The sequence below is a fragment of the Nitrogeniibacter mangrovi genome, assembly GCF_010983895.1.
In the GTDB taxonomy this organism is placed as follows: Bacteria; Pseudomonadota; Gammaproteobacteria; order Burkholderiales; family Rhodocyclaceae; genus Nitrogeniibacter; species Nitrogeniibacter mangrovi.
This window is the reverse complement of the sequence record NZ_CP048836.1, coordinates 2,222,684-2,249,046: the sequence shown is the minus strand read 5'-3', so window position 1 is coordinate 2,249,046 and position 26,363 is coordinate 2,222,684. Positions and strand designations below refer to the sequence as shown.

At 67.6% G+C, this 26,363-nt stretch carries 25 protein-coding genes and 1 pseudogene; 12 read left to right on the top strand and 14 right to left on the bottom strand.

Annotation, left to right across the window (positions count from 1 at the left end; translation table 11 throughout):
• Positions 1-16 precede the first annotated feature (16 nt).
• The gene (locus G3580_RS10310; protein ID WP_173765225.1) at positions 17-1,795 is read right to left on the bottom strand and encodes a GspE/PulE family protein; all 1,779 of its coding nucleotides are present in this window, start codon (positions 1,793-1,795) and stop codon (positions 17-19) included.
• A gap of 139 nt (positions 1,796-1,934) precedes the next feature.
• Here G3580_RS10310 and G3580_RS10305 point away from each other — a divergent pair, with 139 nt between their 5' ends.
• On the top strand, positions 1,935-2,405 hold the full coding sequence (locus tag G3580_RS10305; RefSeq protein WP_173765223.1) for a CreA family protein: 471 nt from the start codon (positions 1,935-1,937) through the stop codon (positions 2,403-2,405).
• Positions 2,406-2,448: 43 nt separating this feature from the next.
• Entirely contained in the window at positions 2,449-3,270 is an 822-nt protein-coding gene (locus tag G3580_RS10300) for an NADPH-dependent oxidoreductase (protein WP_173765221.1), read from the top strand.
• 24 nt (positions 3,271-3,294) lie between these two features.
• Here the strand turns inward: G3580_RS10300 and G3580_RS10295 are convergent, their stop codons facing one another.
• Positions 3,295-3,969, bottom strand: coding sequence for a hypothetical protein (locus G3580_RS10295; protein WP_173765219.1), 675 nt, complete (start codon positions 3,967-3,969; stop codon positions 3,295-3,297).
• Positions 3,970-4,182: 213 nt separating this feature from the next.
• Between G3580_RS10295 and G3580_RS10290 the strand changes: the two genes are divergently transcribed.
• From G3580_RS10290 to G3580_RS10280, 3 genes are all read left to right on the top strand, one after another.
• Positions 4,183-4,941 (top strand): HDOD domain-containing protein, encoded by a 759-nt coding sequence (locus G3580_RS10290; RefSeq protein ID WP_173765218.1) that lies wholly within the window; start codon positions 4,183-4,185, stop codon positions 4,939-4,941.
• 2 nt (positions 4,942-4,943) lie between these two features.
• The gene (locus G3580_RS10285; protein WP_173765216.1) at positions 4,944-7,409 is read left to right on the top strand and encodes a putative bifunctional diguanylate cyclase/phosphodiesterase; all 2,466 of its coding nucleotides are present in this window, start codon (positions 4,944-4,946) and stop codon (positions 7,407-7,409) included.
• 129 nt (positions 7,410-7,538) lie between these two features.
• Entirely contained in the window at positions 7,539-8,852 is a 1,314-nt protein-coding gene (locus G3580_RS10280) for a diguanylate cyclase (RefSeq protein ID WP_173765214.1), read from the top strand.
• Between the two features lie 9 nt (positions 8,853-8,861).
• Here the strand turns inward: G3580_RS10280 and G3580_RS10275 are convergent, their stop codons facing one another.
• From G3580_RS10275 to G3580_RS10265, 3 genes and pseudogenes are all read right to left on the bottom strand, one after another.
• Positions 8,862-9,335 (bottom strand): tellurite resistance TerB family protein, encoded by a 474-nt coding sequence (locus G3580_RS10275; protein WP_173765212.1) that lies wholly within the window; start codon positions 9,333-9,335, stop codon positions 8,862-8,864.
• A gap of 127 nt (positions 9,336-9,462) precedes the next feature.
• Positions 9,463-11,126 (bottom strand): annotated as a pseudogene (ettA, locus tag G3580_RS10270) (energy-dependent translational throttle protein EttA).
• 156 nt (positions 11,127-11,282) lie between these two features.
• Positions 11,283-11,927 (bottom strand): bactofilin family protein, encoded by a 645-nt coding sequence (locus G3580_RS10265; protein ID WP_173765211.1) that lies wholly within the window; start codon positions 11,925-11,927, stop codon positions 11,283-11,285.
• Between the two features lie 358 nt (positions 11,928-12,285).
• Between G3580_RS10265 and G3580_RS10260 the strand changes: the two genes are divergently transcribed.
• From G3580_RS10260 to G3580_RS10235, 6 genes are all read left to right on the top strand, one after another.
• Positions 12,286-13,680 (top strand): sensor histidine kinase, encoded by a 1,395-nt coding sequence (locus tag G3580_RS10260; RefSeq protein ID WP_228720630.1) that lies wholly within the window; start codon positions 12,286-12,288, stop codon positions 13,678-13,680.
• 4 nt (positions 13,681-13,684) lie between these two features.
• Positions 13,685-14,224, top strand: coding sequence for a hypothetical protein (locus G3580_RS10255; RefSeq protein WP_173765209.1), 540 nt, complete (start codon positions 13,685-13,687; stop codon positions 14,222-14,224).
• Positions 14,224-15,633, top strand: coding sequence for a sigma 54-interacting transcriptional regulator (locus G3580_RS10250; protein ID WP_173768764.1), 1,410 nt, complete (start codon positions 14,224-14,226; stop codon positions 15,631-15,633). The genes G3580_RS10255 and G3580_RS10250 overlap by 1 nt, the downstream gene beginning before the upstream one ends.
• Positions 15,634-15,856: 223 nt before the next feature.
• Positions 15,857-16,195: a BON domain-containing protein gene (locus tag G3580_RS10245; RefSeq protein ID WP_173765208.1), complete on the top strand. Its 339-nt coding sequence runs from the start codon at positions 15,857-15,859 to the stop codon at positions 16,193-16,195.
• A gap of 195 nt (positions 16,196-16,390) precedes the next feature.
• Positions 16,391-17,377, top strand: a complete 987-nt coding sequence (locus G3580_RS10240) for a permease (protein WP_173765207.1) — start codon at positions 16,391-16,393, stop codon at positions 17,375-17,377.
• Between the two features lie 12 nt (positions 17,378-17,389).
• Positions 17,390-17,626 carry a thioredoxin family protein gene (locus G3580_RS10235; protein WP_173765206.1) on the top strand — a complete coding sequence of 79 codons (237 nt, stop codon included), beginning with the start codon at positions 17,390-17,392 and terminating at the stop codon, positions 17,624-17,626.
• On the opposite strand, the gene G3580_RS10230 is transcribed toward G3580_RS10235, so the two are convergent.
• The 6 genes from G3580_RS10230 to G3580_RS10205 form a co-directional block, all read right to left on the bottom strand.
• Positions 17,627-17,899, bottom strand: a complete 273-nt coding sequence (locus tag G3580_RS10230) for a hypothetical protein (RefSeq protein WP_173765205.1) — start codon at positions 17,897-17,899, stop codon at positions 17,627-17,629.
• Between the two features lie 166 nt (positions 17,900-18,065).
• Positions 18,066-19,025 (bottom strand): glutathione S-transferase family protein, encoded by a 960-nt coding sequence (locus G3580_RS10225; RefSeq protein WP_173765204.1) that lies wholly within the window; start codon positions 19,023-19,025, stop codon positions 18,066-18,068.
• A gap of 52 nt (positions 19,026-19,077) precedes the next feature.
• On the bottom strand, positions 19,078-19,647 hold the full coding sequence (locus G3580_RS10220) for a YceI family protein (RefSeq protein WP_173765203.1): 570 nt from the start codon (positions 19,645-19,647) through the stop codon (positions 19,078-19,080).
• A 43-nt stretch (positions 19,648-19,690) separates the two neighbouring features.
• Positions 19,691-20,260 carry a YceI family protein gene (locus G3580_RS10215; RefSeq protein WP_173765202.1) on the bottom strand — a complete coding sequence of 190 codons (570 nt, stop codon included), beginning with the start codon at positions 20,258-20,260 and terminating at the stop codon, positions 19,691-19,693.
• Between the two features lie 14 nt (positions 20,261-20,274).
• Entirely contained in the window at positions 20,275-20,808 is a 534-nt protein-coding gene (locus tag G3580_RS10210) for a cytochrome b (RefSeq protein ID WP_173765200.1), read from the bottom strand.
• On the bottom strand, positions 20,805-21,641 hold the full coding sequence (locus G3580_RS10205; protein ID WP_173765198.1) for a dioxygenase family protein: 837 nt from the start codon (positions 21,639-21,641) through the stop codon (positions 20,805-20,807). The genes G3580_RS10210 and G3580_RS10205 overlap by 4 nt, the downstream gene beginning before the upstream one ends.
• Positions 21,642-21,756: 115 nt before the next feature.
• On the opposite strand from G3580_RS10205, the gene G3580_RS10200 reads away from it, so the two are divergent.
• On the top strand, positions 21,757-22,674 hold the full coding sequence (locus G3580_RS10200; RefSeq protein ID WP_173765196.1) for a LysR family transcriptional regulator: 918 nt from the start codon (positions 21,757-21,759) through the stop codon (positions 22,672-22,674).
• A gap of 8 nt (positions 22,675-22,682) precedes the next feature.
• Here the strand turns inward: G3580_RS10200 and pabB are convergent, their stop codons facing one another.
• Genes pabB through G3580_RS10185 form a run of 3 tightly spaced genes read right to left on the bottom strand, consistent with a single transcriptional unit; the run spans position 22,683 to position 26,349 of the window.
• Complete coding sequence (gene pabB, locus G3580_RS10195) at positions 22,683-24,437, bottom strand: aminodeoxychorismate synthase component I (RefSeq protein ID WP_173765194.1); 1,755 nt, start codon at positions 24,435-24,437, stop codon at positions 22,683-22,685.
• 5 nt (positions 24,438-24,442) lie between these two features.
• Positions 24,443-25,273, bottom strand: coding sequence for a phosphoserine phosphatase SerB (gene serB / locus G3580_RS10190; RefSeq protein ID WP_173765192.1), 831 nt, complete (start codon positions 25,271-25,273; stop codon positions 24,443-24,445).
• A complete protein-coding gene (locus G3580_RS10185; protein ID WP_173765190.1) occupies positions 25,270-26,349 on the bottom strand; it encodes a 3-deoxy-7-phosphoheptulonate synthase in 1,080 nt (359 codons plus the stop codon). Before G3580_RS10185 ends, serB begins: the two co-directional genes overlap by 4 nt.
• Positions 26,350-26,363 lie beyond the last annotated feature (14 nt).

Below are 26,363 nucleotides of genomic sequence, written 5' to 3'. Positions count from 1 at the left end.
CGGGATCGATCCCGCCCTACGCCCCCGGTTCGCCCGAGGCCGGGGGCGTGCTGCGGGCCACTTCCTCCAGCGTGGTGGTGCCGGCGGCGATGTGGCGGGCGCCGGCCAGGCGCAGCGGCTGCATGCCTTCCTTGATGGCCTGGGCGCGAAAGTGGGCGGCATCCATGTCGGCACTGACTTCCTCGCGCAGGCTCGGCGACATGACCATCATCTCGTACAGGCCGATGCGGCCGTGGTAGCCGGTCATGCGGCATTCCAGGCAGCCCTGCGGCTTTTGCGCATGGTGGGGCAGCGAGGCGCTCCAGGGGGCGAGCAGATCCTTCCAGTCGCCGGCATCGATGGCGGCGGGCTGCTTGCAGTGGGGGCACAGGGTGCGCACCAGCCGTTGTGCGAGCACGCCCAGCAGGGTGGAGCGGATCAGGTAGGGCGGCACGCCCAGGTCCATGAGCCGGGTGAGCGCCGAGGGGGCGTCGTTGGTGTGCAGGGTGGACAGCACCAGGTGGCCCGTGAGCGCGGCCTGGATGGCCATTTCGGCGGTTTCCAGATCGCGGATCTCGCCCACCATGATCACGTCCGGGTCCTGGCGCAGCAGGGTGCGCACGCCGCTGGCGAAATCCAGGCCGATGTTGTGCTGCACCTGCATCTGGTTCAGATGCGGATAGACCATCTCGATGGGGTCTTCCACGGTGCACACGTTCACCTCCGGGCGCGCCAGCTCCTTGAGAGTGGAGTAGAGCGTGGTGGTCTTGCCGGAGCCGGTGGGGCCCGTGACCAGGATGATGCCGTTGGGCTGGCCGAACAGGCGCCGCCAGCGCCCTTCTTCGTCGCGGGCGAAACCAAGGTCGGCGAAGGACTTGAGCAGCACGTCCGGATTGAAGATCCGCAGCACCAGCTTTTCGCCGAAGGCGGTGGGCATGGTGGACAGGCGCAGCTCGATCTCCTCGCCGTTGGCGGCCTGGGTCTTGATGCGGCCGTCCTGGGGGCGGCGCTTCTCGACCACGTCCATGCGCCCCATGAGCTTGATGCGGTTGGTGATGGCGGCCATCACCGGCACCGGGGTCTGGTACACCAGGTGCATGACCCCGTCGATGCGGAAGCGCACGTTGCACACCTCGCGCCGGGGCTCGATGTGGATGTCGCTGGCGCGCTGGTCGAAGGCGTACTGCAGCAGCCAGTCGACGATGTGGATGACGGCCTGGTCGTTGGCGTCGAGCGATTTGTTGGAGCCGAGCTTGACCAGCTGCTCGAAGTTGCCGATGCCGGTCTGCATGCCCTCGTGCTGGGCCACCGCCTGCTTGAGAGAGCGCGCCAGGCTGTAGAACTCGGCCAGGTAGCGGACGATATCGGTCGGGTTGGCCAGCACCCGCTTGATGCGGATCTGCAGTGCCTGTTCGAGCACCCCCTGCCATTCGCTCTCGTAGGGCTCGGCGGTGGCGACGGTGACCTCGTCGGCATGCACCGCCACCGGCAGGATGCGGAACCGGGTGGCGTAGGCATGGGAGACCACGTTGCACACCGAGGTCACATCGATCTTGAGCGGGTCGATGTGAAAGTAGGGCAGCGCGGCCTCGCCGGCGAGCCATTCGGTGAGCGCTTCGACGTCGAGCGTGCCGCCGGGCGGGCAGGCGCGGGTCAGCCGGCGTTCGCCGACCAGCGCCAGCGGATGCAGGTCGGTGCGCCCGCGCATGCGGGCGACGGTGAGGGTGTCGTCGTGGTCCTTGCGGGAGATCTGGCCGGCGTCGAGCAGGCCGGCGAGCAGGGCGTCAACCGTCAGGTGCGTTTTGGATGGGCGCATGGAGAAGGCGGGTGCGGTCGGTGACGGCAGTATCCCATGATCGTGGCTGGGCCGCCTCGAGAGCGGGCCGAACTTGCAATCGCGGCTGGCCGTCCCCACCTGATCAGGGTTTCGCTAATGCATCTGGAGAGGTCTTGGAATGCGACGATTTTTCGCCCTGTTGCTGCTGTCGGGTCTGGCCTCGGTCGGTGTCCACGCCGATGAGATCGGCTCGGTCAACACTGAATGGAAGCTGACCGGTTCGCACAAGCTGGTGGTCGAGGCCTTCGACGATCCGAAGGTGGAGGGCGTCGCCTGCTTCGTCGCTAAGCCCGAGCGCGGCGGCATTGCCGGCGCCTTCGGCGTGGCGGAGGAGGTGTCGGATGTGTCCATCGCCTGCCGTCAGGTCGGCCCGATCCGCTTCCGAAAGCCGGTGCCGCATCAGGAGGATGCCTTCAGCGAGCGCCGCTCGGTGCTGTTCAAGACGCTGCACGTGGTGCGCATGGTGGACGTGAAGCGCAACACGCTGGTGTATCTGACCTACACCGACAAGGTGATCAGCGGCAGCCCGAAGAACTCGGTCACGGCGGTCACCGTGGACCATGCCACGCCGATCCCGGTCGAGCGCTGAGCCCTTCGCCTACAATGCCCGCATCGATTCCGAGGAGTGAAGCATGAGTTCCTTCGACGCCAGTTTCAAGACCCGCTACGGACAACCGGACCTCGCCGTGCCCGAGTGCCACACCGCCGTCATCGAGCAGATGCTGCGCCACCGCTCGGTGCGTGCCTATCGACCCGATCCGGTGAGCGACGCCCAGCTCGAGGCGATCATCGCCGGCGCGCAGTCGGCTGCCAGTTCGTCCAACCTGCAGGCCTGGAGCGTGGTCGCGGTGCGTGACCCGGACACCCGCGCCGCGCTGGCCGAGTGCGCCGGCGGCCAGGCCCATGTGCGCGAAGCGCCGCTGCAGCTGGTGTGGCTCGCCGACCTGGCGCGCCTCGAATCGATCGCCAGTGCCCTGGAGCGGCCCAGCGGCGCGCTCGACTACCTGGAGATGTTCCTGGTCGGCGCCATCGACGCCGCCCTGGCCGCGCAGAACGCATCGGTGGCGGCCGAGTCGCTGGGGCTGGCCACGGTGTACATCGGCGGCATGCGCAACCGACCGGAGGCGGTGGCGCGCCTGCTCGAGCTGCCTCCCCGGGTGTTCGCGGTGTTCGGCATGTGCGTGGGCTACGAGGACGAGGGCAAGCCGGCCAGCGTCAAGCCGCGCCCGCCGCAGTCGGTGGTGCTGCACCGCGAGCGTTACAGCCTGCCGGCGCAGGCCGAGGGCATCGAGCGCTACAACACGGCGATGGCCGAGTTCTACGCCGCGCAGCAGATGAACGTGCATGGAACCTGGGCAGTGCATTCGTCCAAGCGGATCGCCGGGCCCGAGACCCTGTCCGGGCGCGATCGCCTCGTCGAGGCGCTTGCGGCGCGAGGTTTCGCGCTCAAGTGAGGTGCGCGCCAACGCGCCATCGGCTCAGGCGATGGCCGCCTGCCAGCAGGCGAGCAGGGCGGCGCGATGGGGCACCAGATCGGCCACGTCGGTCTCCAGCAACGGGCCACCGAGGGTGTGCCCGCCCAGGCGTGCGATCAGCTCGATGTCGGTGCCCTCGATCCAGACGCGGATGGGCGGCTGGTCGGTGCGCAGCTTGATCTTCTTGAATTCATCGTCCACCAGGATGCCGCCGTTGGTCATGTTCAGCTGGGCGCCGAGCTCGACCAGCCCGCCGGTGCTCGCCTCGGCGACGACGGTGCACGGCACGAGCCGGTAGTCGTTGGCGACTCGCAAGGCGACCCGGCGGATGTGCGCCCGGTGCTGCGAGGGATCGGCAGGCAGCTTGGCGGCCGCCTGACGGGCCACCGTGACGAGTTCCTCGTCGGTCAGGTGCGGGGCGGCGGCGATGACCGTGTCGGCCGGGATTTCCGCCTGACCGGTCCGTTCCAGCTCGCACCGGCAGTCGTGCCCCGCGAGGCCGACCCCCGCCTTGGCCAGTTGCTTGGCCGTGACGGTGGGCATGCCGTTGAACACGGTGTTGCCCAGGATCTGTCTCATGGCCTCCAGCAAGGCACGCTCGTCACGCTGATTCAGTGCATCGGGAATACTCAGCTCGAAATCGAAGGTGATGCGCAAGTGTGCATTGCCGTTTGGCATGGGGCGCCCCTGGCTGGTGGATTCCAGATGTTACGGCGCCCTGGCGGGCAACTTTAAGTCCGTCGCATGGCATCGCAGGCGCCGGTGATCGCCACCATCCGCCGCGCATGGCCCGGACAGTCCCATCGGGTATTTGTCATGCGGGCCTTCAGAAAAGCAGCCCCTGGCCGATAGAGGCTCCATGCCATTTTCAAGTCCTGGATGCCCATGCCGATGACTGCGCAGACGCCTCCGGTGTTCGTCACCAGCATGCGCGCGGCCAATGCGATTCGTCAGCTGCTGATGGATCCGACGCTGCATCTGGCCACGCTGATCGACGCGGTGAGGATCGAACCGAGCATCAGCGCGGCGGTGCTGCGTGCGGCCAATTGCGCTGCGCTCGCCGCCACCGGCGCGATCAGCGATCTGGAGCGTGCGGTCGGCATCATCGGCACGGCGCAGGTGCGCGTCCTCTCCATTCAGGTGATCATGCGCCAGCTCGTCGAACGGATCGTCTCTCCCGTGGCCCGGGAGATGGCGGAAACGGTCTGGGATCATTCCCTCGAGGTGGCCTGCCTGTCCGAGCAATTCGGTCGTGGCGAAGGGCTCGAAGGCGACTACTGTCATCTGCTGGGCCTGTTCCACGATCTGCCGGCCTTTGCCTTTCTCAATGCTTCGTCGGCAGACGGCGATGTCTATCCAACCGTCGATGCCCTGCTGGCCGGCGCGCACGAGTGGCGTGGCCCCGGCGCCGCGCGGATCGCGGCGAGCATGGGCATGCCGGAGTCTCTCGTGGCCGATCTGGCGGGGTTCGAGGACGGTGCCTGCGGCGCCCCGGCGGTCGAGGTCGTCCGCACGGCTCACGCCTGCAGCGGCGCGGTCTATCCGTTCGACCGGTTCCAGGCCCGCGTCGTGTGCGACGGCATGAGCGAATTCGTGGTGCGCGCGAAAGAACGCAAACATGCCCTGCTCGATCTGGTGAGGATGCACTGAGCATGGTCGGCCTCGCACGCCGTCTCGCTGGCATGCATCCCTACTGGTGCGCCTTGCGCGACAGGCGGATCGAGGCGGCCAGCGCACTGTTTCGCGAACTCAACGGGATCGGCACGTGCGCCACCGATCTGTGGCGTCATTTTCCCGACATGGGCGAACACGTGCGTGAAGTCGCCCGCACCGGCGAACCCAAACGCATCGGTCGCGTGGCGCTCGGCGTCGCGCTCACCGAACTGGACGGCGTGGTGCTCATGCCGGGTGAGGACGGCGTGGTCTATCTGGCGGGCACGCCGGTCGACTCGCCGTCGAGCCTGGCGCGGCGCCTGGAGTTGTCCCGCTGGCGCTGCGATCTGGCCGACATCGTCTCGGCACCGTTGCCGCAGATCAAGCGTGTCAACGCCTGTCTCGAAATGCTGGTCCGCTACGTGGACGCGCAGCAGGTGATGATCGTCGAGCACCAGGGCGCCGACAGCCGGGTCATCAATGGCGCGAGCCCGCAGGCCACATTCGGCATGGCCAGCGCCAGTCTGGCGGCGCGCTACGAACACCTGCGGGCGCTGATCGAGCCGGATCGGCTCATCAACGAGCTGCCCGTGAGCGTGGAGGGCGAACGGCGCATTGCCCTCGTCTATCCGTTACCGTGCGCGGTGGTCGATGTGCAACGCATGCTCATCGTCGACGGGGTCGATGCCGGTCACGAGCACATGGCGTTGATGATGGTCAATTCGGTTGGCAGCTGGATCGGCAACATCATGCAGATGGCCGACGACGTGCGTCAGGCACAGCAGCGCGACAAGCTCTACGCCGAGGTGGTGCGCGCCATGTCCGATGCGGTGCTGGTCATGGATGGCGGGTTGAATGTGATCCAGGGCAACGACGCCGCCGCTGCGCTCACCGGCGTACCGGCCGCGGCCATGCCGGGCAGGGCGATCAATGATCTGTTGGTGCTCACCACCGGCGGCGGCGAGGCCATCGCGCTCGACGAACTCGTGCCGGGCCAGCAGGCGGTCACCATCGAGCCGACCACCTGCGAGTTGCCCTGCCGCGAGACCCTGACCATGATCAAGGGCTCCTGCGTGCGCCTGGCCGATGCGCCGGTCTCGGGGGCGGCCGGCGACACCCTGGTGCTCGTGCTCCATGACGTGAGCCACGAGATCGATCAGGTGCGTCGCGCCGAGTGGGAGGCGACCCACGATGCCCTGACCGGATTGCACAACCGCGCCGGGTTCGAGCGGGTGCTGGCCTCGCACCGGGGCGGCGGCCAGATGATCTGCATCGATCTGGACCGCTTCAAGATCATCAACGACACCTGCGGCCATGCGGCCGGCGACGAAGTGCTCAGCGCCGTGGCCACGCTCATGCGCAAGCAGGTACGCCGGGCCGACGTCGTCGCGCGTATCGGTGGCGACGAGTTCTTCGTCGCGCTGCCCGACTGCCCCGAGGCGGTGGCGATGCGCATCGCCGAGGCCATCCGCGAAGGCATCGCGGGGTACGTGTATCGCAACGAGGCCGGCGAGACCTTCCGCATCACCGCCTCGATCGGCGTGTGCGCCTATGCCGAGGGCGACGCCCTGCAGCGGGTGCGCGCCGATGCGGACGCGGCCATGTACAGCGCCAAGCGCTCGGGCAAGAACCGCATCGTGATCTTCGATCACAGTCCGCATGCGATGGTCCATTCCTCGGACGCGCAGTGGGCGCATCGCATCGAGCGCGCCATCGAGGAGCACCGCATCGAGCTGTGGCGCCAGCCCATCATCGATCTGCAGGCGGCGCGGGGCCGTGGTTACGAGGTGCTGGTGCGCATGCGCGACGAAAGTGGCGGGCTGGTCGGCGCCAACGAATTCATTCCACCGGCGGAACGCTACGACCTGATCGGGCGCCTCGACCGGCATATCGTCGAGCAGGTGGCGCTGCACTTCGAGGACGTGGTCCGCGGCGGCCGCTACGCCTCGGTAAACCTGTCCGGACGCTCGATCTCCGATCCGGCGCTGGTCGAATGGGTGATCGACTGCTTCGACCGTGGCTGCGTCAATCCCCACCAGGTATGCATCGAGCTGACCGAAACCGCGGCGGTGGCCGATCACGACACCGCGCTCGCGCTGATGGAGCAGTTGCGTGGCGCCGGCTTCCTCATCGCCCTGGACGACCTGGGCAGCGGCGTGGCGAGCTTCGCCAGCCTGCGCAAGCTGCCGGTGGACATCGTCAAGCTCGATGGCGCCTATGTGCGTGGCGTGGCCCAGGACGAGGGGGCGCAGAACATCCTCCGGGCGGTCGTCCAGGTGGCGCGCACCTACGGCATCGACACCGTCGCCGAATGGATCGAGGATGCGCAGACCCTGGCCTGGGTGAGCAGTGCCGGCATCACGCGTGGCCAGGGGTATTACCTGGGCGCGCCGGAGCCGATCGCCTATCACGCCACCGCGCATCAGACCCGCCTGTCGGGCCTGGACCGGCAGCCGGAGAGCTGAGCGGGCGGGTACGGCCATGCCGTTGGCGTGGGCGATGGGGCGTGCGACAATGCGCGGCACCGTCGCGTGACGCGGCGGAGCCTCCATGACAAGCGCTGCGTGCGACGGCGCAAGCCGACAGAGAGCCCCATGTCCTTGACCGAATCCGCGAGCGGCTGGCCGCTGCGCCTCAAGTTCAATCTCGTCCTCGCCGTCATCTTCCTGGCCAGTCTGGGCGGGGCGGGCATCTACTACTACGGTTTTCTCGAGCGCAACGCCATCGAGGACGTGCGCCGCGACTCCGAGGTGCTCATGGCCACGGCGCTGGCCATTCGTGCCTACACCACGGACGAGGTCAAGCCCCATCTCGATCCGCTCAACACCCAGACCTTTCTGCCGCAGACGGTGCCGGCCTTTGCCGCGGTCGAAACCCTGCGCCGGCTCTCGGAGCGCTTTCCCGGCTACGAGTATCGCGAGGCCACGCTCGATCCGACCAATCCGCGCAACCGCGCCACGCGCTGGGAAACCGGTGTCATCGACGATCTGATCGCACGGCAAAAGCAGGCGCCGCACGAGGACGCCGAGCTGTGGGGCATCCACGGCCAGGGGGTCAAGCGGGCGCTCTACGTGGCCCGCCCGATCGTGATCAACAACCCGTCGTGCCTGAGCTGCCACGGCGATCCGGCCGCGGCGCCGGAGAGCATGGTGCGGCTGTACGGGCGCAGCGGGGGCTACGGATGGAAGATGGCGCAGACCGTGGGGATGCAGATCGTCAAGGTGCCGATGCTCTATCCGCTGGAGAAGGCACGGCAGACCTTCGAGACCTTCATGCTCTCGCTGGTGGCGGTGTTCGGCCTGATGTTCCTGGGCCTCAACCTGGCCCTGTCCGCCCTGGTGGTCGAGCCCATGGCGCGCCTCAACCGGCGCCTCGAGGATCTGGCCACCAAGGACTTTCTCACCGACCTGGTCAACCGGCGCCGATTCTTCGAGCGCCTGGAGTCGGAAATGGCGGCCGCCCGGGTGCATGGCAGCAGCCTGTCGGTGGTGATGTTCGATCTCGATTTCTTCAAGCGCATCAACGACACCTTCGGCCATGACAGCGGCGATCTGGTGCTCAAGCACACCGCGGTGCGGGTCCGCGAGCTGTTGCGCAGTTCCGACTGCGCCGCGCGCTTCGGTGGCGAGGAGTTCATGATCCTGTTGCGCGAGACGCCGATCGACGCCGCCATGGCCCTGGCCGAGGCGGTGCGCGCGCGGATCGCCGATGCGCCCTTCGAAACGGTCGGTACCGTCAGCGCCAGCTTCGGCGTCGCCGGGTGGAACCACGAGGAAGACGCGCACGCGCTCATCAATCGCGCCGATCGGGCGCTCTACGATGCCAAGGAAGGGGGGCGCAACCAGGTGTGCCGCGCCGCCGAGGCGCCGGTCCGGCGGGTGCTCGTGACGGCCGAATCGCCGGCCTGAACGGATGCGTCAGTGGGCGGCGGACTGGGCGTCCAGGTAGGCGCGGGCGCGCGCCTTGGCGGCATGGTAGTCGCCGTGGCCGATGTGAATCAGGTCGGCCAGCTTGCGCATCAGATGGTTCTCGTGCGCCGCGAGGTGACCGTCGGCCAGGGCGATCCGCCACAGATATTCCATGACCCGCAGTTTCTGCGCCTGCGAGAAGCCGTCGTTGATCCGGTGGGTGAAGGCGTAGTAGCCCGGCGCATCGCGCGCTTCGGCCTCCGCTTCCTCGATGAGCGCGTCGAGCGCGAGACGATCGAGCCCGAATTCCTGGCGGAGCGCGGCGCGCAGGGCCACGTCCTCGGCGGTCGCCAGTTTCCCGTCGGCGCGTTTCATCTCGATGAGCAGGGCGGCGGTGGCCAGTTGCAGATCGTGCTCGAGCACCTCGGCCATTTGGCCCGGATCGGCCAGGGAACGGAACAGGTTTTGCAAGAAGGTGGGCATCGGACGTCCTCGTCGGCGGATGGATGCACGGGGGATGATCATGTGATCGCGCCGGCAGCGCGCTTGTTCCCCAGGCGCCCGGACGGGCGCGCCGGCGCGGACCCCGTTGCGGGGTCCGCGTACCGTTTCAGCGGCTGATCGGCTTGTAGCGGATGCGCTTCGGTTTCGCGCCTTCCTCGCCCAGGCGCTTCTTCTTGTCTTCCTCGTATTCCTGGTAGTTGCCTTCGAAGAAGGTCCATTGCGACTCGCCCTCGGCCGCGAGGATGTGGGTGCAGATGCGGTCCAGGAACCAGCGATCGTGGGAGATGATCAGCGCGCAGCCGGCGAATTCGAGCAGCGCGTCTTCCAGCGCACGCAGGGTTTCCACGTCCAGGTCGTTGGACGGCTCGTCGAGCAGCAGCACGTTGCCCCCGGAGACGAGCATCTTGGCCAGATGCAGGCGCCCGCGCTCGCCGCCGGAGAGGTTGCCGACCATCTTCTGCTGGTCGCCCCCCTTGAAGTTGAAACGGCCGATGTAGGCGCGGCTGGGGAACTCGAACTTGCCCACGGTGAGCACGTCGGCGCCGCCCGAGATGACTTCGAACACGCTCTTGTCGTTCTCCAGTCCCTCGCGGGACTGATCCACGGCGGCGATCTTGACGGTGCTGCCGATCTCGACCGACCCCGAGTCCGGCTGCTCCTGGCCCTGGATCATGCGAAACAGGGTGGACTTGCCCGCGCCGTTGGGGCCGATGACACCGACGATGGCGCCGGGCGGGATGCTGAACCTCACGTTGTCCATGAGCAGCTTGTCGCCGAAGGCCTTGGTCACCCCGTCGAACTCGATGACCTGGTCGCCGAGGCGCTCGCCGGGGGGGATGAAGATCTCCTGGGTCTCGTTGCGGCGCTGGTATTCGACGCTCGACATCTCCTCGTAGCGGGCCAGGCGGGCCTTGCTCTTGGCCTGGCGGGCCTTGGGGTTGGATCGCACCCACTCCAGCTCCTGCTTCATGGCCTTCATGCGCGCCGCTTCCTGCTTGGATTCCTGCTCCAGGCGTTCTTCCTTCTGTTCCAGCCAGCTGGAATAGTTGCCTTTCCAGGGGATGCCGTGGCCGCGATCCAGCTCGAGAATCCACTCGGCGGCGTTGTCGAGGAAGTAGCGGTCGTGGGTCACCGCCACCACGGTGCCCGGGAAGCGCACCAGGAACTGCTCCAGCCACTCGACCGATTCGGCGTCCAGGTGGTTGGTCGGCTCGTCCAGCAGCAGCATGTCCGGCTTGGCCAGCAGCAGCTTGCACAGGGCGATGCGGCGCTTCTCGCCGCCGGACAGATTACCGATCTTCGCCTCCCACGGCGGCAGGCGCAGGGCGTCGGCGGCGATCTCCATCTGGGTTTCCACGTCGGAGCCGGCGGCGGCGAGGATGTTCTCGTACTTGGCCTGTGCCTCGGCGAGCTTGTCGAAATCGGCGTCGGGCTCGGCGTAGGCGGCGTAGATCTCGTCGAGTTTGGCACGCGCCTCCATGATCTCGCCGAGGGCCGATTCGACCTCTTCCTTGACGGTCTTGTCCGCATCGAGCACCGGCTCCTGTGGCAGGTAGCCGATGGAGATGCCGGGCAGGTGCTGTACCTCGCCCTCGTACTCGGTTTCCACCCCGGCCATGATCTTGAGCACGGTGGACTTGCCCGCGCCGTTCAGGCCGAGCAGGCCGATCTTGGCGCCGGGGAAGAAGGACAGGGAGATGTCCTTGATGATCTGGCGTTTGGGGGAACGACTTTGCTCACGCGGAGCATGGACATTACGTATTGGGCCATGGTGCTCGGTCGGTGCCTTGAGGACGTCAAAGGTGGAACTTTACCCGAGCGGGCCGGGGACGCGCCAATGAGGGCGCGGCGTCGCCAGGCGAAAAAACGGGCACCGCAGGGGTGCCCGGATGAACTCGATGCAGAAGAGGTCTTGCGTAGGAGGGCTCAGCTGCCCGAGGAGGCGACCAGCGGCTTGACCTTGTCGGTCGGCGCGTCCTTGGCCGCCCCCGACTTCGCCGATGCGAGCGACTGCACGTCGCCGGACAGTTCGCCGCCTTCCTCGATGAGGATCTTGCCGTAGCGGATGGTGCCGCTGACCCGGCCGGTGGCGTGGATGATGAGCTGCTCGCGGGCGGTGAGGTCGCCGTCGAAGTGACCGTGGATCTCGGCCACGTCGATGCCCACCTTGCCCGAGAAGGAGCCGTTCTCGGCGATGCGGATCACGCGGCTGTCCATGGTCGCCTCGACCCGGCCTTCGACCACCAGGGTGTCGCAGTCGAGGATCTCTGCGCCGCGCAGTTTCACGTCGGGGCCGACGATGAGCCGGCTGCCGCTGTCCTTGGTGGAAGTGTTCTCGCTCATTTTCGGGTCCCGGCTGGAAGAGGGCGTCGTGTCGGTGTTCTGGGGCGTACTGTCGAACTGGCTGCGCATGTTGGCTCCAAAGGTGCCCGGTCGGGGCGTGGGACGGGAGATCGAGGAGGTCGGGGTGGTCGAGGTCGTGCCGCTCGCCGGGGGCGGGGGCGGATTCAGCCCATTTCGCTGGGCGGGGACTTCATCGCGCTTGTTGAACAGGCTGGATTTGTTGAACATGCCTTCTCCTTTCGGACGATCGAACACGGGCACAGGGCGTTACCCGATTTCCTGCCGGCAGGAGCAAGCGACATGCCACCCGCGCCAATCCGCACCATTCGCCGGGTTTGCGCACCTGTGTGCGCGTTTTTCGGCCGTGGCGGCCGGCGAAATGTCGCCATATCCCGACGTCAATCCCGTTCATCCACGGCAAGTGCTTGAAATGATGGCGGGATGGGGTGTCGCCGAAACGCGACAGCTGCGCTGAACGCCAATCATGGCGGGCGATGCATCGCTTGCATTTGCTTACGGTGTCGTTCGGCGGTGTCGCCTAAAGTTGACAGCCGATTCATCACCGTGGCGCTTGATGTTCTCCCGCATGTCATTCCGGCAGATGCTGCTGTCCGGCTTCCTGTTGATCGCAATGGTCCTCGGTGCAGCGGCGCTTCAGGGGTTGCGACTGCTCGAGAGTTTTGCTGCCCAGAGTCGTCTGGCGTCGGAGACATCGATCGGACTGACGACGGCAGCCCAGCAACTGGCCGAACGTACGGTGGACATGGAGCGCAGCGCGCGCCAGTACCGCGTGCTCGAGGCGCCCGCCCTGCGTCAACGCTTCCTGGACCAGCGCAACGAGGCGGAGGATGCGCTGGCGGTGTTCACCCGTGCGGCGCCGGCCACACTCGGCGGGGTCGCCGACACCTGGCGTGCGGCGGCGGCGCAGGCGGAGTCGGCGCTCGACGGCACCGGTGGCGAGGCGGAACTGCGCGACGCGCTCGATCGCATGCATGCCATCAACGAGCGTCTGGGCGTCGAAGCCCGGCACTGGGTGGCGCGCAACAACGCGGACCTGCTCGATGCGCTGGAGGCCAACCGGGTGCGGCTGGCCTCCGAGGTGATGCTCGCGGTCGGCGGCGCGGCGGCGGTGGCGCTTCTGTTCGGCTGGTTGCTGGCGCGGCCCGTGAAACAGATCGAGCGCGGCATCGAGCGCCTCGGCGAGAGTCGCTTCGATCAGGCCATCGAGATCTCCGGCCCGGCCGATCTGCGCGAAGTGGGCCATCGGCTGGACTGGCTGCGCCAGCGTCTGATCGAGCTGGAGGCGGATCGGGTACGCATGCTGCGCCATGTATCGCATGAGCTCAAGACACCGCTGGCGGCCCTGCGCGAAGGGGTCTCGCTGCTCCAGGACGAGGTGGCCGGGCCCTTGAGCAGCGGGCAGCAGGAGGTGGTCGACATTCTTCATGACAACGCCCACCTGCTGCAGGGGCGCATCGAAGACCTGCTTGGCTTCAACGCGGCCGTATTCGACGCGCGGCGTCTGCACCGCGAGCGCATCAAACTGCGGGATCTGATGGCGCGCATTGTCGACAGCCAACGGCTGCAGGCACAGTCCCGTCAGGTGACCATCGCCCTCGACGTGGCGCAGATCGTGGTCGAGGCGGACCCGGAAAAGCTGGCGGTGGCGGTGGGCAATCTGGTGGCGAACGCGATTTCCTTCAGCCCCCCCGGCACCCAGGTGACCCTGCGCGCGACCCGCTCGGGCGATCTGGTGCGCATCGACTGCGAAGACCATGGCCCCGGCGTGGCGGTGGAGGATGCCGGACGCATCTTCGATCCGTTCTTCCAGGGGCGGTTGCAACCCGAGGCGCCCCGCGAGGGCACGGGCGTCGGCCTGTCGATCGTGCGCGAATACGTCCAGGCCCATGGCGGGCGCGTCTCGCTGGTCTCCGGCGAAGGCGGTGCCCACTTCCGAATCGAACTCCCCCTCACCGCGTGAACCGATGACGCTCAACCCTTCCCGAATTGCCTTGCTGGTCGCCCTGGCGATCGTCCTGTTCCTGAGCGGTTGCCAACACCTGATGCCCGGCTCGGGGGTGCAGCGTGCCATGGGCGCCGACGACGTGGCCCTGCGCGCGATTCTCGCCTATGCGCGTACCCAGGCCGAGGCGGAACCCGCCGCCCGGGCGGCGGAGATGCGCAGCATCGAGAACGGGCCGCACACGCCCATCCAGCTCATGAAGCTGGCGATCCTGCTCGGCCAGAATCGCCCCGAGGCAGAGCCCGCCAAGGGGGTCGGGGTGCTCGAGAAGGTGATCGAGGACAACTCGGCCGACGCAGCCTTGTTCCATCCCCTGGCCCGATTACTGCATGCCCAGTATCTGGCGCGCGTTCGCCTGTCGGCGCAGAACGAACGTCTGGTGACCGACTACCACGACGCGCGCAACCAGATGGACGAGTTGCAGAAGAAGCTCGACGCACTCACCGACATCGAGCGCAGCCTGCCGGCGCCGACCCGAACTCCGATGGAGCGAAACCGATGATGCCTTCCCGCCAGATCGACCGTGCCGCGGCCTGCGGACGGCTGCTGCTGGTCGACGACGATCCCGACCTGTTGCGGCTGCTCTCCATCCGTCTCAAGGCCAGCGGCTACAACGTGGATGCCGTGGATTCGGCCGAATCGGCGCTGGCGCACATGGCGGTGAGGACGCCGGACCTGGTGATCAGCGACGTGCGCCTGCCGGGTCGGGACGGGCTCGCCCTGTTCGATGAGATCCGCACCACCCATCCGGGGCTGCCGGTGATCCTGCTCACCGCCCACGGCAGCATCCCCGATGCGGTCGATGCTACCGCGCGGGGCGTGTTCGACTATCTGACAAAGCCCTTCGACAGCCGCGTGCTGCTCGACAAGGTGGGCAAGGCGCTCGAAGTGTCCGCGCCGGTGCCCGTGCGTGCCGGCGGCGACGATGCCGGCTGGCGCGCCGGCATCGTCAGTCGCAGTGCGCGCATGGCCGAGGTGCTCGAAGAGGCGAGGCTGGTGGCCGCCACCGACGCCAGCGTCCTGATTCGCGGCGCCAGCGGGGTGGGCAAGGAACTGCTCGCCCGCGCGATCCATCGCGCCAGCCGGCGCGCCGATAAGCCCTTCGTCGCCATCAACTGCGGCGCGATTCCCGAGCAGCTGCTCGAATCGGAGCTGTTCGGTCATGTGAAGGGGGCCTTTACCGGGGCCACCAGCGCCCACGACGGGCTGTTCCAGAGCGCGGAGGGGGGCACCCTGTTTCTCGACGAGATCGGCGACATGCCCTTGCCGTTGCAGGTCAAGCTGCTGCGGGTGCTGCAGGAACGGGCGGTGCGCCCGGTGGGGGCGACGCGGGCGCGGCCGGTAGACGTGCGCATCATTTCCGCCACCCACCGGGATCTCGATGCCGCGCTGCCGGAAGGGCGCTTCCGCGAGGACCTGTACTACCGCCTCAACGTCGTCCGCCTGAGCCTGCCGGCGCTGGAAGCCCGGCGTGAGGACATCCCGCTGCTGGCGCGCCACTTCATCCGCGGCCTGGCGGACAAGTATGGCAAGACCATCCATGGCTTTGCCCCGGAGGCGCTCGAGCTGCTGGTCACTGCCCAGTGGCCGGGCAACGTGCGCCAGCTCTACAACGTGGTCGAGCAGGTGTGCGCGCTGACCACGACCCCGCTGGTGCCGGCGACGCTGGTGCAGCGGGCGCTGCGCGCGCCCAGCGAGGAGATTCTCACCTACGCAGAGGCCAAGCAGCGTTTCGAGCGCGATTATCTGGTGCATCTGCTCAAGCTCACCGGTGGCAACGTGACCGACGCCTCGCGCCTGGCCGATCGCAACCGCACCGAGTTCTACCGCCTGCTGCAGCGGCACCGCCTGAGCCCGGCCCTGTTCCGGCACGAGGAGGAACCGGCCGTCGCCGGGGCGGGACAGGCGTAAGCATCTGATTCCGGGCGACTGTCGCGGATCCGCTGGCTGCTCGCGTCGCCAGGCGGCGACACGATGGCGTCGGCATGCGGCGCATCGTGCCCGACGGTGGCGATCCAGCCCGCCCCGGCGGCCGCGATGACGGCGTTTTAGCGGCATGGCATGAAGTGTGCTCCTGATCCCTTGAGGCGACCCGCTGACGGGTGGCCGATTCCAGAATGTGAAGGAGACCCGGATGAACACTCGACTGGCCTATGCGGCCGTACTGGTCACCACCGCTGCCGCGTTCGGGCTCGCCCGACCCGTCAGCGCGGGCGATGCCGGCAGTTTCTATCGTATGGCGATGAGCGAGGCAGCGGCGGACGCCGCGATCAAGGGCAAGGTGGAAGCCGTGCTCGCCATGGAACGCACGCTTCATGGCACCGATATCCTCGTCGACGTGAAGGGTGGGGTGATCCTGCTCAGCGGCGAAGTGGATACCGCCGGGCAGCGGGACAAGGCCGGACGCCTCGCCTCGGGGGTGGAAGGCGTCAAGAAGGTGATGAACGAATTGATGGTCGGCGAACACGGCTGAACCGACCCGGCCGCCGGGGTCGGCGCTGCCGGCCCGGGCCTGCCGAACGACACAGGGGTGTATCCATCGATACGCCCCTGTGTCGTTCACCGCTCACGGGTGTTGCGATGTATCAACGCGGGCGGCGCGCGCGCGGATTATGCTTTGCGTGACATGGCGGGGGACGGACCCCGGCCGCGCGTGGAGACATGAGACATGTTTGCCGTGTTCACCTGGCTGGCCGACTGGCTGATCTACGAGGTGTTTGGGCTGCCGGCGGGCGGACGCTGGGCGGACGCACTGCACTTCTTCGTCGAGGACACGACCAAGATCCTCGTGTTGCTGGTGGTGATGATCTACGTGATCGCGCTGATTCGGGCTTCATTGAACGTCGAGCGCGTGCGTCTCTTCCTGTCGGGGCGCCATCGGGTGGTCGGCTATGTCCTGGGGGCCGGATTCGGCGCCATCACGCCGTTCTGCTCATGTTCGAGCATCCCCGTCTTCCTGGGCTTCATTTCGGCAGGGATTCCGGTCGGCGTGACCATGGCTTTCCTGCTCACCTCACCCTTGATCAACGAGGTTGCGGTGCTGTTGCTGCTCGGCCTGCTCGGCTGGAAGTTCACGGCGCTCTACGTGGTGGTGGGGATGAGCGTCGGCATGCTGGGCGGGCTGCTGCTCGATCTGTGGCACGCCGAACGCCTGTTGCAGCCGTTCGCGGCGAAGGCCTACCAGCAGGCACCCAACGCCACCTTGGGTGAGGTGGCGCGCCCGGCCATGTCGCTGGCCGAACGCCATGCCTTTGCGCGCGGCGAGCTGGCGGAGATCTTCGGCCGGGTGTGGAAGTGGGTGCTGATCGGTGTCGGCCTCGGCGCCGCCCTCCACGGTTTCGTGCCTCAGGGCTGGCTGGAGGCCCACCTGGGCCAGGGGCAGTGGTGGTCGGTGCCGGCGGCGGTGCTGCTGGGCATCCCCTTGTATTCCAATGCCACCGGGGTGATTCCGGTGATGGAGAGCCTGATCACCAAGGGGCTGCCGGTGGGCACCGCCATCGCGTTCTGCATGAGCACGGTCGCGGCCAGCCTGCCGGAGTTCATCCTGCTGAAGCAGGCGATGCAGCTCAAACTGCTCGGATTGCTGTTCGGATTGTTGCTCGTGTCGTTCACGCTGGTCGGTTGGGCGCTGAATCTGCTCGGGCCCGTTTTGTAAGGAGCGTCAGGGATGAAGGAAATTTCCGTGCTCGGGAGCGGCTGTGCCAAGTGCACGAAAACCGCCGAGCTGATCGAGGAGACCGCACGTGCCATGGGGTGCGAGGTCGATGTGACCAAGCAGACCGACCCGGCGGTGATCATGGGCTACGGGGTGATGAGCACGCCGGCCGTGGTGATCGACGGACAGCTTGTCCACAGCGGGTCGATGCCGCTGCGCGCGCAGATCGAGCAGTGGCTCGCTGACTGACTACAACAGGCCCCGGGGCATGGGGTACTTGCGGCAAAAGCGCGTGTAAGTGGCGCGCAGTTCCTGCTCTCGCGGCAGGTCGCCGCGATGCGCGGCGCGCTCCAGCAGATCGCGGTGCATGTCGTGCAGCACCAGCAGGCCGTGCCGGCTGGCAATGAGCTGGTTGCCCAGTTCGGTGGCCAGCACCGTGCTCAGGTGCTGATGCGCGGCGATGATGTCGATCGTGTCGCGATCCAGGTCGATGAAGTCCAGGCAGTCGGTCAGGCTCAGCATCGGCGTCTCCTCGGCGGGCCTCGCGGGTGCGCCGGGGTCTCATGCCCCGATAGGGTGCAGCGCGCGGGTGGTTCTGGTGCCGTTTCAGGGGGGTTGGGGAGTTCGTCCCGCAGAATCCGGCACAAATGCCATCATGCAGCAAATCGCATGCCCGCCGGCGGCCAACTCAGGCGGCCCGCGGTGACATGCTTTCAATGTAGTCGAGTTCGGGGCCCGCCGGCACGATGCCGCTCGGATTGATTGCCTTGATGCCGTAGTACCCGGCCTGGATGTGATCGATCCGCACGCTCGCCGCGAACGCCGGGATGGCGAGCAGGCGCTTCACGTAGTCGATCAGGGCCGGATAGGCCGACAGTGGGCGCAGATTGCATTTGAACGCACCATGGTAGGCCGGATCGAAGCGGATCAGGGTGACGAAGGCGCGGATATCCGCTTCGGTCAGTTGCGCACCCGCCAGCCAGGTTTGCCCGGCGAGGCGCGCCTCGAGCCAGTCGAGCGCCTCGAAGACTTCGGTGACGGCTTCGTCGTACGCCTGCTGGGTGGTGGCGAAACCGGCGCGATAGACGCCGTTGTTGAAGCGGTCGTACAGGCGTTCATTGACCCGGTCGATCTCGTCGGCCAGTGCGGCCGGGTACAGGTCGATGCGCTCGTCGGCCAGATCCCCGAACCCGCGGTTGAGGATGCGCAGGATTTCGGAGGACTCGTTGTTGACGATGGTCGCCCGCTTGCGGTCCCACAGCACCGGTACGGTGGCGCGGCCGGTGTAGTGCGGATCCGCGCGGGTGTAGATCTCGTGCATGTAGCGGGCGTGGTTGACCGTGTCCCCGGTGGCTCCGTCGAAGCTGTCGCCGAAACACCAGCCCTGGGCAGTGAGGCGCGGATCGACGATGTCATGGCTGATGTGCCGGTCCAGCCCCTTGAGGCGCAGGGCGATCAGGGTGCGGCAGGCCCACGGGCAGATGTAGGCCAGATAGAGGTGATAGCGACCCGACTCCGGGGTGAAGCCCTGGTCGTTGTCCGTCGACACCGTGTGCCGGAAGCCGGCGGCCTGGCGGATGAAGCGGCCGTCGTCGTCGCTCTCCTGCACGGGTTGCCAGTCTTCGGTCCATTGTCCATTGACGAGCATGGGGTCTCCTGTTGTGGATGGAGGCGGCACGGGCCGCCCCCGTGGGTGGCGCCTACTTGGCGATGGCCTCGATGGCGATGGTGATGGTCACCTCGTCGCTGACCGCCGGTGCGTACTTGCCGGCGTTGAACTCGGTGCGTTTGACCGTGGTGGTGGCGTTGGCGCCGATCGCCGGCTTCTTGAGCATGGGGTGCGCCATGGACTTGAACGAGGTGACCGTGAGCGTCACCGGGCGGGTCACGCCCTTCATGGTCATCTCGCCCTCGATGCGGCTGGGCGTGTCGCCGTCGAAGATCACCTTGGTGGATTTGAAGGTCGCGGTCGGGTAAGTGGCGGTGTCGAGGAAGTCCGCCTCCTGGATGTGTTCGTTGAACAGCTCCGAGCCGGTATCGACCGACTTCATGTCGATGGTGATGTCCACCGACGCGGTTTTCGCTTCGGCGTCGTACACCACCGTGCCGCTGGTGTGATTGAAGCGCGACTGCTGGGTGGTGAAGCCGAAGTGGCTGTACGAGAAGCGCGGGAAGGTGTGCTTGTTGTCGATGGTGTAGGTCAGCGGCGCGGCGAAGGCCGGGCTGGCCAGGGTGACGGCGAAGAGCGTGGCGAACAGTGCTTTTTTCATGAGGGAGCCTCGTTGTCGGGGTGAAGAACGGTACTGGGTCCGGTCACGGGGCCAGCGGCCGGGTGACCAGATGGAAGGAAATCGTGACGTCGTGGGCGACCACGTCGTCGGCCGCCCACATGCCGGCACCGATGCCGAAGTCGGTGCGGTTGATGGTGAAGTGACCGTCGAAGACCGCGTGGCCCGCGTCGGTGGCGACGCTGACCGGGACCGTGATCGGGCGCTCCTTGCCCTTGATCGACAAGGTGCCGGTCACTTCGAGTCGCCCGGGCCCGGTGGCCTTGACGGTGGTCGATTCGAAACGGGCCATCGGATGGGTGCCGGTGTCGAACCAGTCCTTGCCCTGGACTTCGTCGTCGCCTTCGGCCGAGCCGGTGTCGATGCTTGCCAGCGGCACCTGAAGACGGGTGCTGGCGGTGTCCGGATGGGTCGGGTCGTAGCGCACCGCGGCGTCGAACTTGGGGAACTGCCCATCGAGGGACACGCCCATCTGGCTGTAGCTGAATGTCAGCGTGCTGGCGTCGGGGTCGACGGCGCCGAAGGTCTGTGCCGTCGCGGCACACGGCAGCGCGCTCAGGGCGGCCGCGGCGATGGAGGCGAGCATCATGCGCATGGGAATTCTCCGGGTCACGAACGGTGCGGCAGCATGCGGCTGAGCACGGTGTCGCGATCGATGAAATGGTGTTTAAGCGCGGCGGCGGCATGCACCACCACCAGGCCGAGCAGGATGAAGGCGAGGGTCTCATGCACCTCGGCCAGGGCGTCGCCGAGCGCCTTGTTCTTGTCGAGCAGGTCGGGCAGGGGCAGGACACCGAACCACACGGTCTGGAAGCCCTTGGCCGAGCTCATCAGCCAGCCCACGATCGGGATCGCGAACATCAGCGCATAGAGCAGCCCGTGGGCGACGTGCGCCGCCTGGCGCAGGCGCGGCGGCATGGTGTCGGGCAGCGCCGGGGCCGGATGGGTGAGGCGCCAGCCGAGGCGGAAGGCCGCCAGCGCGAACAGGGTGACGCCGGCCCACTTGTGCCAGGAATAGAGCTTGAGCTTGGTCGGCGACAGCGGCAGGTCGTGCATGTAGAGCCCGAGCACGAAGGTGGCGCCGATGCCCACGGCGATGAGCCAGTGCAGCGCGATGGCGGTGCGGGTGTAGCGCGCATTCATGCGTCGATCTCCGTGAAGTCCACCGCCACCTCGTCGAGCCGGTCCGCCTCGTTGGCGGTGTCGCCGAACACGAAGCTGTCCATGCTCAGGGCATCGTAGGTGATGCCGCCGTCGATGTGCTGCACGTGGGTCCACGCGCTGCCCGCCGCGCCGAGGGCGAAAAACAGGGGCAGGAAGTGCTCGTCGGTCGGATGGGCGCGTCGTGCGTCCGGACAGAGGCGGCGGTAGTCGAGCAGCGACTCGAGATCGCCGCTGGCCAGACGCGAGGCCACCCACGCGGCGAATGCGGCGGCGTGGTCGGTGGCCGCCGGCCCGGCGCCGATCTCGTAGAGGTTATGGGTGAGGCTGCCGGAGCCGATGATCAGGATGCCGCGCTCGCGCAGGGGCGCCAGCGCCTGGCCCAGTTCGAGCAGCGCCAGCGGTGAGGGCGTCGGCGGCTGGCTCAACTGGATCATGGGCACGTCCGCCTCCGGGTACAGATGCATCATCGGCACCCAGGCGCCATGGTCGCGGCCACGGGCAGGGTCGATCTGCGCCACCAGCCCCGACTGACCGAGCATGTCGACGACCTCGCGCGCAACGGCCGGCGCCGCGGGGGCCGGGTAGTCGAGCTGGTAGAGCGCGGCCGGAAAGCCGCCGAAGTCGTGGATGGTGTCCAGGCGCGCACCGCCGGTGATTTGCAGTTCGCGGGTCATCCAGTGCGGCGAGAGCACCAGCACCGCGCGCGGGCGGGGCAGGCGCCGCCCGAGTGCACTCAGTCGCGGCCCGAGCTGGCCCGGGTCGAGCGCAAACATGGGTGAGCCGTGGGAAATGAACAGGCAAGGCAGTGTCATGGGGGAGGACGGTTCGGTTTCAAATGAGATGCGTTCATCCTATTAAAAGAAATGAAAGTAATAAACCGCATTTCAATTGATGTATTGTTACGAAAAACGTAACAATTGGTGCCTCATGGATCGATTCCGCGAAATGGAGGCCTTCGTGGCCGTGGTCGAGGAGGGCAGCTTCGTGGCCGCCGGCGAGGCGCTGCGGGTGTCCAAGGCGGCCGTATCCCGTGCCGTGCTCGACCTCGAGCGGCGTCTCGGCGCCCGTCTGTTGCAGCGGACCACCCGGCGGCTGTCGATCACCGAAGCCGGGCGCGCCTACTACGACCGCTGCAAGCAGATCATCGCCGAACTGGAGGAAGCCGACAGCGCGGTCGGCGCGGTGACCGGCCGTGCGGTGGGCAAGCTGCGGGTGAACGCGCCGGTGTCCTTCGGCATCCGCCACCTGTCCGCGCTCTGGGGCGAGTTCATGCGCGAATATCCCCAGGTGGACCTGGAGATCGAGCTCTCCGACCGGCTGGTGGACGTGGTGGATGAGGGCTTCGACGCGGTGATCCGGATCAGCCGGCTGGTGGATTCCACCCTGGTGCATCGCAAGCTCGCCACCACCCGCATCGTCGCCGCCGCAAGCCCCGGCTATCTCACGGCGCACGGCACGCCGACGCATCCGCGCGAGCTGTCCGCCCATGCCACCATCGGCTACGACTACGCGGCCCATGGCGACACCTGGCGATTCGCGGGTCATGACGGCACGCATGAAATCACCACGCATCCGCGCGCCCGGGCCAACAACGGGGACACCTGCCGGGCGCTGGCGCTGGCGGGCCAGGGCATCGCGCTGCAGCCGGACTTTCTCATCTGGGAGGATCTGGCGTCCGGGCGGCTGGTGCCGGTGCTGGGCGATTACGAGGGCCGCGAGATCGGCATCTACGTGGTCTATCCGTCGCGCAAGCACCTGTCGGTGAAGGTACGGGCGCTGGTGGATTTTCTCGCCGACCGGTTTGCCGAACCGCCGTGGCGCCGATCGGCCGGCGCCGAGCGATAGGAGCCGGTTCAGCGCGTGGCGAGGCGCACTTCGATCAGCCCGCGCAGGGCATTCCCCACATAAATCCGCTGCGCGCGTTGCAGGTCGTCGCGGGTGAGCACCGTTTCGCGGACACGTCCGGCGCGGATCAGGCGCCGTCGGCACACGCCGTCGAGCAGGCCGCAGGCACGTGCCGGGGTGAGCAGATCGCCGTCCACTTCCACAAACACATTGCTGCGGCAGCCCTCGGTCAGTTCGCCGCGGGTGTTGAAGAACAGCGCGTCGAAATGGCCTGCGGCCGTCGCCGCCGCCAGGGTGCGGTCGTACAGGGCGCGTGCGGTGCTCTTGTGGCGCAGCATGGGGTCGCCCGCGTCGACGGTTGCTTCGGCGAGGATCACGCTCGGCCGGCACGGGGTCGCGCCGAGCGGCGCGCAGGTGATGTCCGGCTCGCCATGAATGGACAGGGTCAGGCGCACGCGATGTGCACCTTGCAGGCGGGCGACGCTTGCCCGCAGTGCGGCTTCGATGCGCGCGCGATCGCACGGAATGCCCAGTTGCGCGGCGGAACCGCACAGGCGATCGAGATGGTCGTCCAGCCACGGCAGCGGATCGCGCAGGCCGCCGTTGCAGCGGATGGTCTCGATCAGGGCGAGCGACTCCGGCAGGTCGGCGAGGAAGGCGGTCTTGAGCAGACACTCGCGCCATTCCTCGTCGGGCACCGAGTCGAACACGATGCCGCTGCCGGTGCCGCAGCGGGTGCGGCCGTCGCGGCGGATCTCCAGGGTGCGGATGGGCACGTTGAAGGCGAAGTCGCCGTGCGGCGCGATCCAGCCCAGGGCGCCGCAGTAGATGCCGCGCGGTGCCCGCTCGAGCTCGCGGATGATCTCCATGGCCCGGACCTTGGGCGCGCCGGTGATCGAGCCGCAGGGGAACAGCGCGCGGAAGATGTCATACAGCGGCGCCGGCGCCGAGTGGGCGACGATGGTCGAGGTCATCTGCCACACGGTGCGATAGCGTTCGGCCTCGAACAGCCGGGTGACCTTCACATGGCCGGGCGGCACGAGACGCCCCAGATCGTTGCGGATCAGGTCCACGATCATGACGTTCTCGGCGCGGTTCTTGGCGCTGTCGGTCAGTGCGGTGGCCTCGGCCGCGGCCGGGGCGGTGCCTTTCATCGGGCGGCACACCAGGCGTTCGCCGAGGCGCTCGACGAACAGCTCCGGCGAGCGCGACAGCAGCGCGCCATGGGCATGCTCGATGAGCGCGCCGTAGCGCACCGGTTGGGCGGCACGCAGCTGCCGGTAGAGCGCCCGGGCGCTGCCATAGGCCCGGGCCCGGCACGGGAAGGTGAAGTTGGTCTGGTAGCAGTCGCCGGCGGCGATGTAGTGGCGAATGCGCGTGACCGCCTCGAGGTAGGCGGCGCGTTCGATCGCGGGCGTGAAATCGAGCAGCCCCGCCGGGCCGTCGGCCTCGGCGAGCCAGGCGTCCACCGCGGCGTCGGCGAGCGAATCGCAGTGGGCGAAGATCCACGCTTCGAGCAGGGGCGTGTCGTCGGCCGGGCGCCGGGGTGCGAGCCGGGGCTCGAACACGTAGCCGAGCTCGTAGGCGGCGGCCAGTGCGACCCAGTGGCCCTGGCGCCCGGCCGCGTCGATGCGCGCGAAGGCGGCCAGCACGTCGGCCGGATCGGTACAGCGAATGTGTTCGACCAGCCCGGTGAGGCGGATCGCCCGCTGACCGTCGAGGTTGCTGTCGAACAGGGCGGAGGGCGTGTCCGACGCAAACACGCGGCTTACTCGAACAGCTGGAGGATGGCGTCGAGCCCGTGGTGATTCAGGCTGCAGTCGGCCTCGGCGCGCAGCACCGGTTTGGCGCGGAAGGCCACCGAGAAGCCGGCCTCACGGAACATGGGCAGGTCGTTGGCGCCGTCGCCGGCGGCCATGACCCGGTCCGCGGGCAGGGCCATCTCTTCGCGAATGCGCGCCAGGTGGGCCGCCTTGGCGTTGCCGTCGACGATGGGGCCGGTGACGCGTCCGGTCAGTTTGCCGGCGTCCACCTCGAGCTGGTTGGCGAAGGCATGGTCGAAGCCGAGGCTGGCCTTGAGGCGGTCGGTGAAGAAGGTGAAGCCGCCCGACACCAGCACGGTCGTGATGTCGGCCGCCTTCAGCCCGGCGATGAGGGCCTGGGCGCCGGGGTTGAGCTGCAGGCGCTGGTCGTAGACCGTGTCGAGGGCGCTGACGTCGAGCCCGGTCAGCAGGCCGACCCGGCGGGTGAGCGACTCGCGGAAGTCGATCTCGCCACGCATGGCCGCTTCGGTGATCTGCGCCACCTGCTGCTTGGCACCGCATTCGCCGGCCAGCTCGTCGATGCACTCGATGTTGATGAGCGTCGAATCCATGTCGGTGACGAACAGGCCGAAATCGTCGAGGCGGCGCCCGTCGGGCACGAAGGCGTAATCCACGTCGGCCTCGTCGCACAGGCTGGCGACGCCGTCGCGGCAGGTGGCGCCGACGATGCGGAAGGCCCCCGGATGGATCTGCTCGATGCGTTCGGCCCCGGTGCGCTTGGCGAGGGTTTTCAGCAGGCGGGTTTCGATGTCGCTGCCGAGGACGACCAGATTCATGCCAGCGTCGTCCGCTTCGGCAGGACCTCGCGCAGGGTCTCGTGGGTCTGACGGAGCATGTCCACGGTGGTGTCCCAGCCGACGCAGGCATCGGTGACCGAGCAGCCGTACTTGAGCTGGCTCAGATCGGCCGGGATCTTCTGGTTGCCCGGCTCGATGAAGCTTTCGATCATGGCGCCGACGATGGAGCTGTTGCCTTCGCGGATCTGGTGCGCCATGTCGCGCAGCACCAGCGGCTGGTATTCCGGGTTCTTCCACGAGTTGGCGTGGGAGCAGTCGATCACGATGTTGCGGGCCAGGCCCGCCTTTTCGAGCGCCTTCTCGGCCAGGTTGACCGACACCGTGTCGTAGTTCGGGCGGCCGCCGCCGCCGCGCAGCACCACATGGCCGTAGCGGTTGCCGCGGGTGCGCAGGATGGCGGAACGCCCCTGGCCGTTGATGCCCAGGAAGCTGTGCGGGTTGGCCGCCGAGACGATGCCGTTGACGGCCGCGTCGAGCGAGCCGTCGGTGGTGTTCTTGAAGCCCACCGGCGTGGACAGGCCGGAGGCCATCTCCCGATGGGTCTGGGATTCGGCGGTGCGGGCGCCGATGGCGGTCCAGGCGATCAGGTCGCCGTAGTACTGCGGGGCGATCGGGTCGAGCGCCTCGGTGGCGGCGGGGATGCCCAGCTCGTTCACGTCGAGCAGGAACTTGCGTGCCCGCGCCATGCCCTCGTCGATGCGGAACGAGTCGTCCATGTACGGATCGTTGATATAGCCCTTCCAGCCGGTGGACGTGCGCGGCTTCTCGAAATACACACGCATGATCAGCAGCAGGGTGTCGGAGACCTCGTCGGCCAGCGCCTTGAGGCGTCGCGCGTAGTCGAGGCCGGCGACCGGATCGTGGATCGAGCACGGGCCGACCACCACGAACAGGCGCGGGTCTTCGCGGTCGAGGATGGCCTGCACCGCACGGCGGCCGGCCAGCACGGTGGCGGCGGCAGTGTCGGTGAGCGGCAGCTGGGCCTTGATGTCGCCCGGCGACGGCATGTCGTCCTGGGCGATGATGTTGAGGTTTTCGGTCTGGGCGACGGTCATGATGCGGTGTCTTG

Coding starts and splice junctions, on each gene's coding strand:
- G3580_RS10290 (WP_173765218.1), top strand. CDS start 4,183: ATGACTGCGCAGACGCCTCCGGTGTTCGTCACCAGCATGCGCGCGGCC.
- G3580_RS10240 (WP_173765207.1), top strand. CDS start 16,391: ATGTTTGCCGTGTTCACCTGGCTGGCCGACTGGCTGATCTACGAGGTG.
- G3580_RS10185 (WP_173765190.1), bottom strand. CDS start 26,349: ATGACCGTCGCCCAGACCGAAAACCTCAACATCATCGCCCAGGACGAC.
- G3580_RS10265 (WP_173765211.1), bottom strand. CDS start 11,927: ATGTTCAACAAATCCAGCCTGTTCAACAAGCGCGATGAAGTCCCCGCC.
- G3580_RS10200 (WP_173765196.1), top strand. CDS start 21,757: ATGGATCGATTCCGCGAAATGGAGGCCTTCGTGGCCGTGGTCGAGGAG.
- serB (WP_173765192.1), bottom strand. CDS start 25,273: ATGAATCTGGTCGTCCTCGGCAGCGACATCGAAACCCGCCTGCTGAAA.
- G3580_RS10285 (WP_173765216.1), top strand. CDS start 4,944: ATGGTCGGCCTCGCACGCCGTCTCGCTGGCATGCATCCCTACTGGTGC.
- G3580_RS10245 (WP_173765208.1), top strand. CDS start 15,857: ATGAACACTCGACTGGCCTATGCGGCCGTACTGGTCACCACCGCTGCC.
- G3580_RS10300 (WP_173765221.1), top strand. CDS start 2,449: ATGAGTTCCTTCGACGCCAGTTTCAAGACCCGCTACGGACAACCGGAC.
- G3580_RS10305 (WP_173765223.1), top strand. CDS start 1,935: ATGCGACGATTTTTCGCCCTGTTGCTGCTGTCGGGTCTGGCCTCGGTC.
- G3580_RS10220 (WP_173765203.1), bottom strand. CDS start 19,647: ATGAAAAAAGCACTGTTCGCCACGCTCTTCGCCGTCACCCTGGCCAGC.
- G3580_RS10260 (WP_228720630.1), top strand. CDS start 12,286: ATGTCATTCCGGCAGATGCTGCTGTCCGGCTTCCTGTTGATCGCAATG.
- G3580_RS10210 (WP_173765200.1), bottom strand. CDS start 20,808: ATGAATGCGCGCTACACCCGCACCGCCATCGCGCTGCACTGGCTCATC.
- G3580_RS10235 (WP_173765206.1), top strand. CDS start 17,390: ATGAAGGAAATTTCCGTGCTCGGGAGCGGCTGTGCCAAGTGCACGAAA.
- G3580_RS10255 (WP_173765209.1), top strand. CDS start 13,685: ATGACGCTCAACCCTTCCCGAATTGCCTTGCTGGTCGCCCTGGCGATC.
- G3580_RS10310 (WP_173765225.1), bottom strand. CDS start 1,795: ATGCGCCCATCCAAAACGCACCTGACGGTTGACGCCCTGCTCGCCGGC.
- G3580_RS10205 (WP_173765198.1), bottom strand. CDS start 21,641: ATGACACTGCCTTGCCTGTTCATTTCCCACGGCTCACCCATGTTTGCG.
- G3580_RS10215 (WP_173765202.1), bottom strand. CDS start 20,260: ATGCGCATGATGCTCGCCTCCATCGCCGCGGCCGCCCTGAGCGCGCTG.
- G3580_RS10295 (WP_173765219.1), bottom strand. CDS start 3,969: ATGCCAAACGGCAATGCACACTTGCGCATCACCTTCGATTTCGAGCTG.
- G3580_RS10275 (WP_173765212.1), bottom strand. CDS start 9,335: ATGCCCACCTTCTTGCAAAACCTGTTCCGTTCCCTGGCCGATCCGGGC.
- G3580_RS10230 (WP_173765205.1), bottom strand. CDS start 17,899: ATGCTGAGCCTGACCGACTGCCTGGACTTCATCGACCTGGATCGCGAC.
- G3580_RS10250 (WP_173768764.1), top strand. CDS start 14,224: ATGCCTTCCCGCCAGATCGACCGTGCCGCGGCCTGCGGACGGCTGCTG.
- G3580_RS10280 (WP_173765214.1), top strand. CDS start 7,539: ATGTCCTTGACCGAATCCGCGAGCGGCTGGCCGCTGCGCCTCAAGTTC.
- G3580_RS10225 (WP_173765204.1), bottom strand. CDS start 19,025: ATGCTCGTCAATGGACAATGGACCGAAGACTGGCAACCCGTGCAGGAG.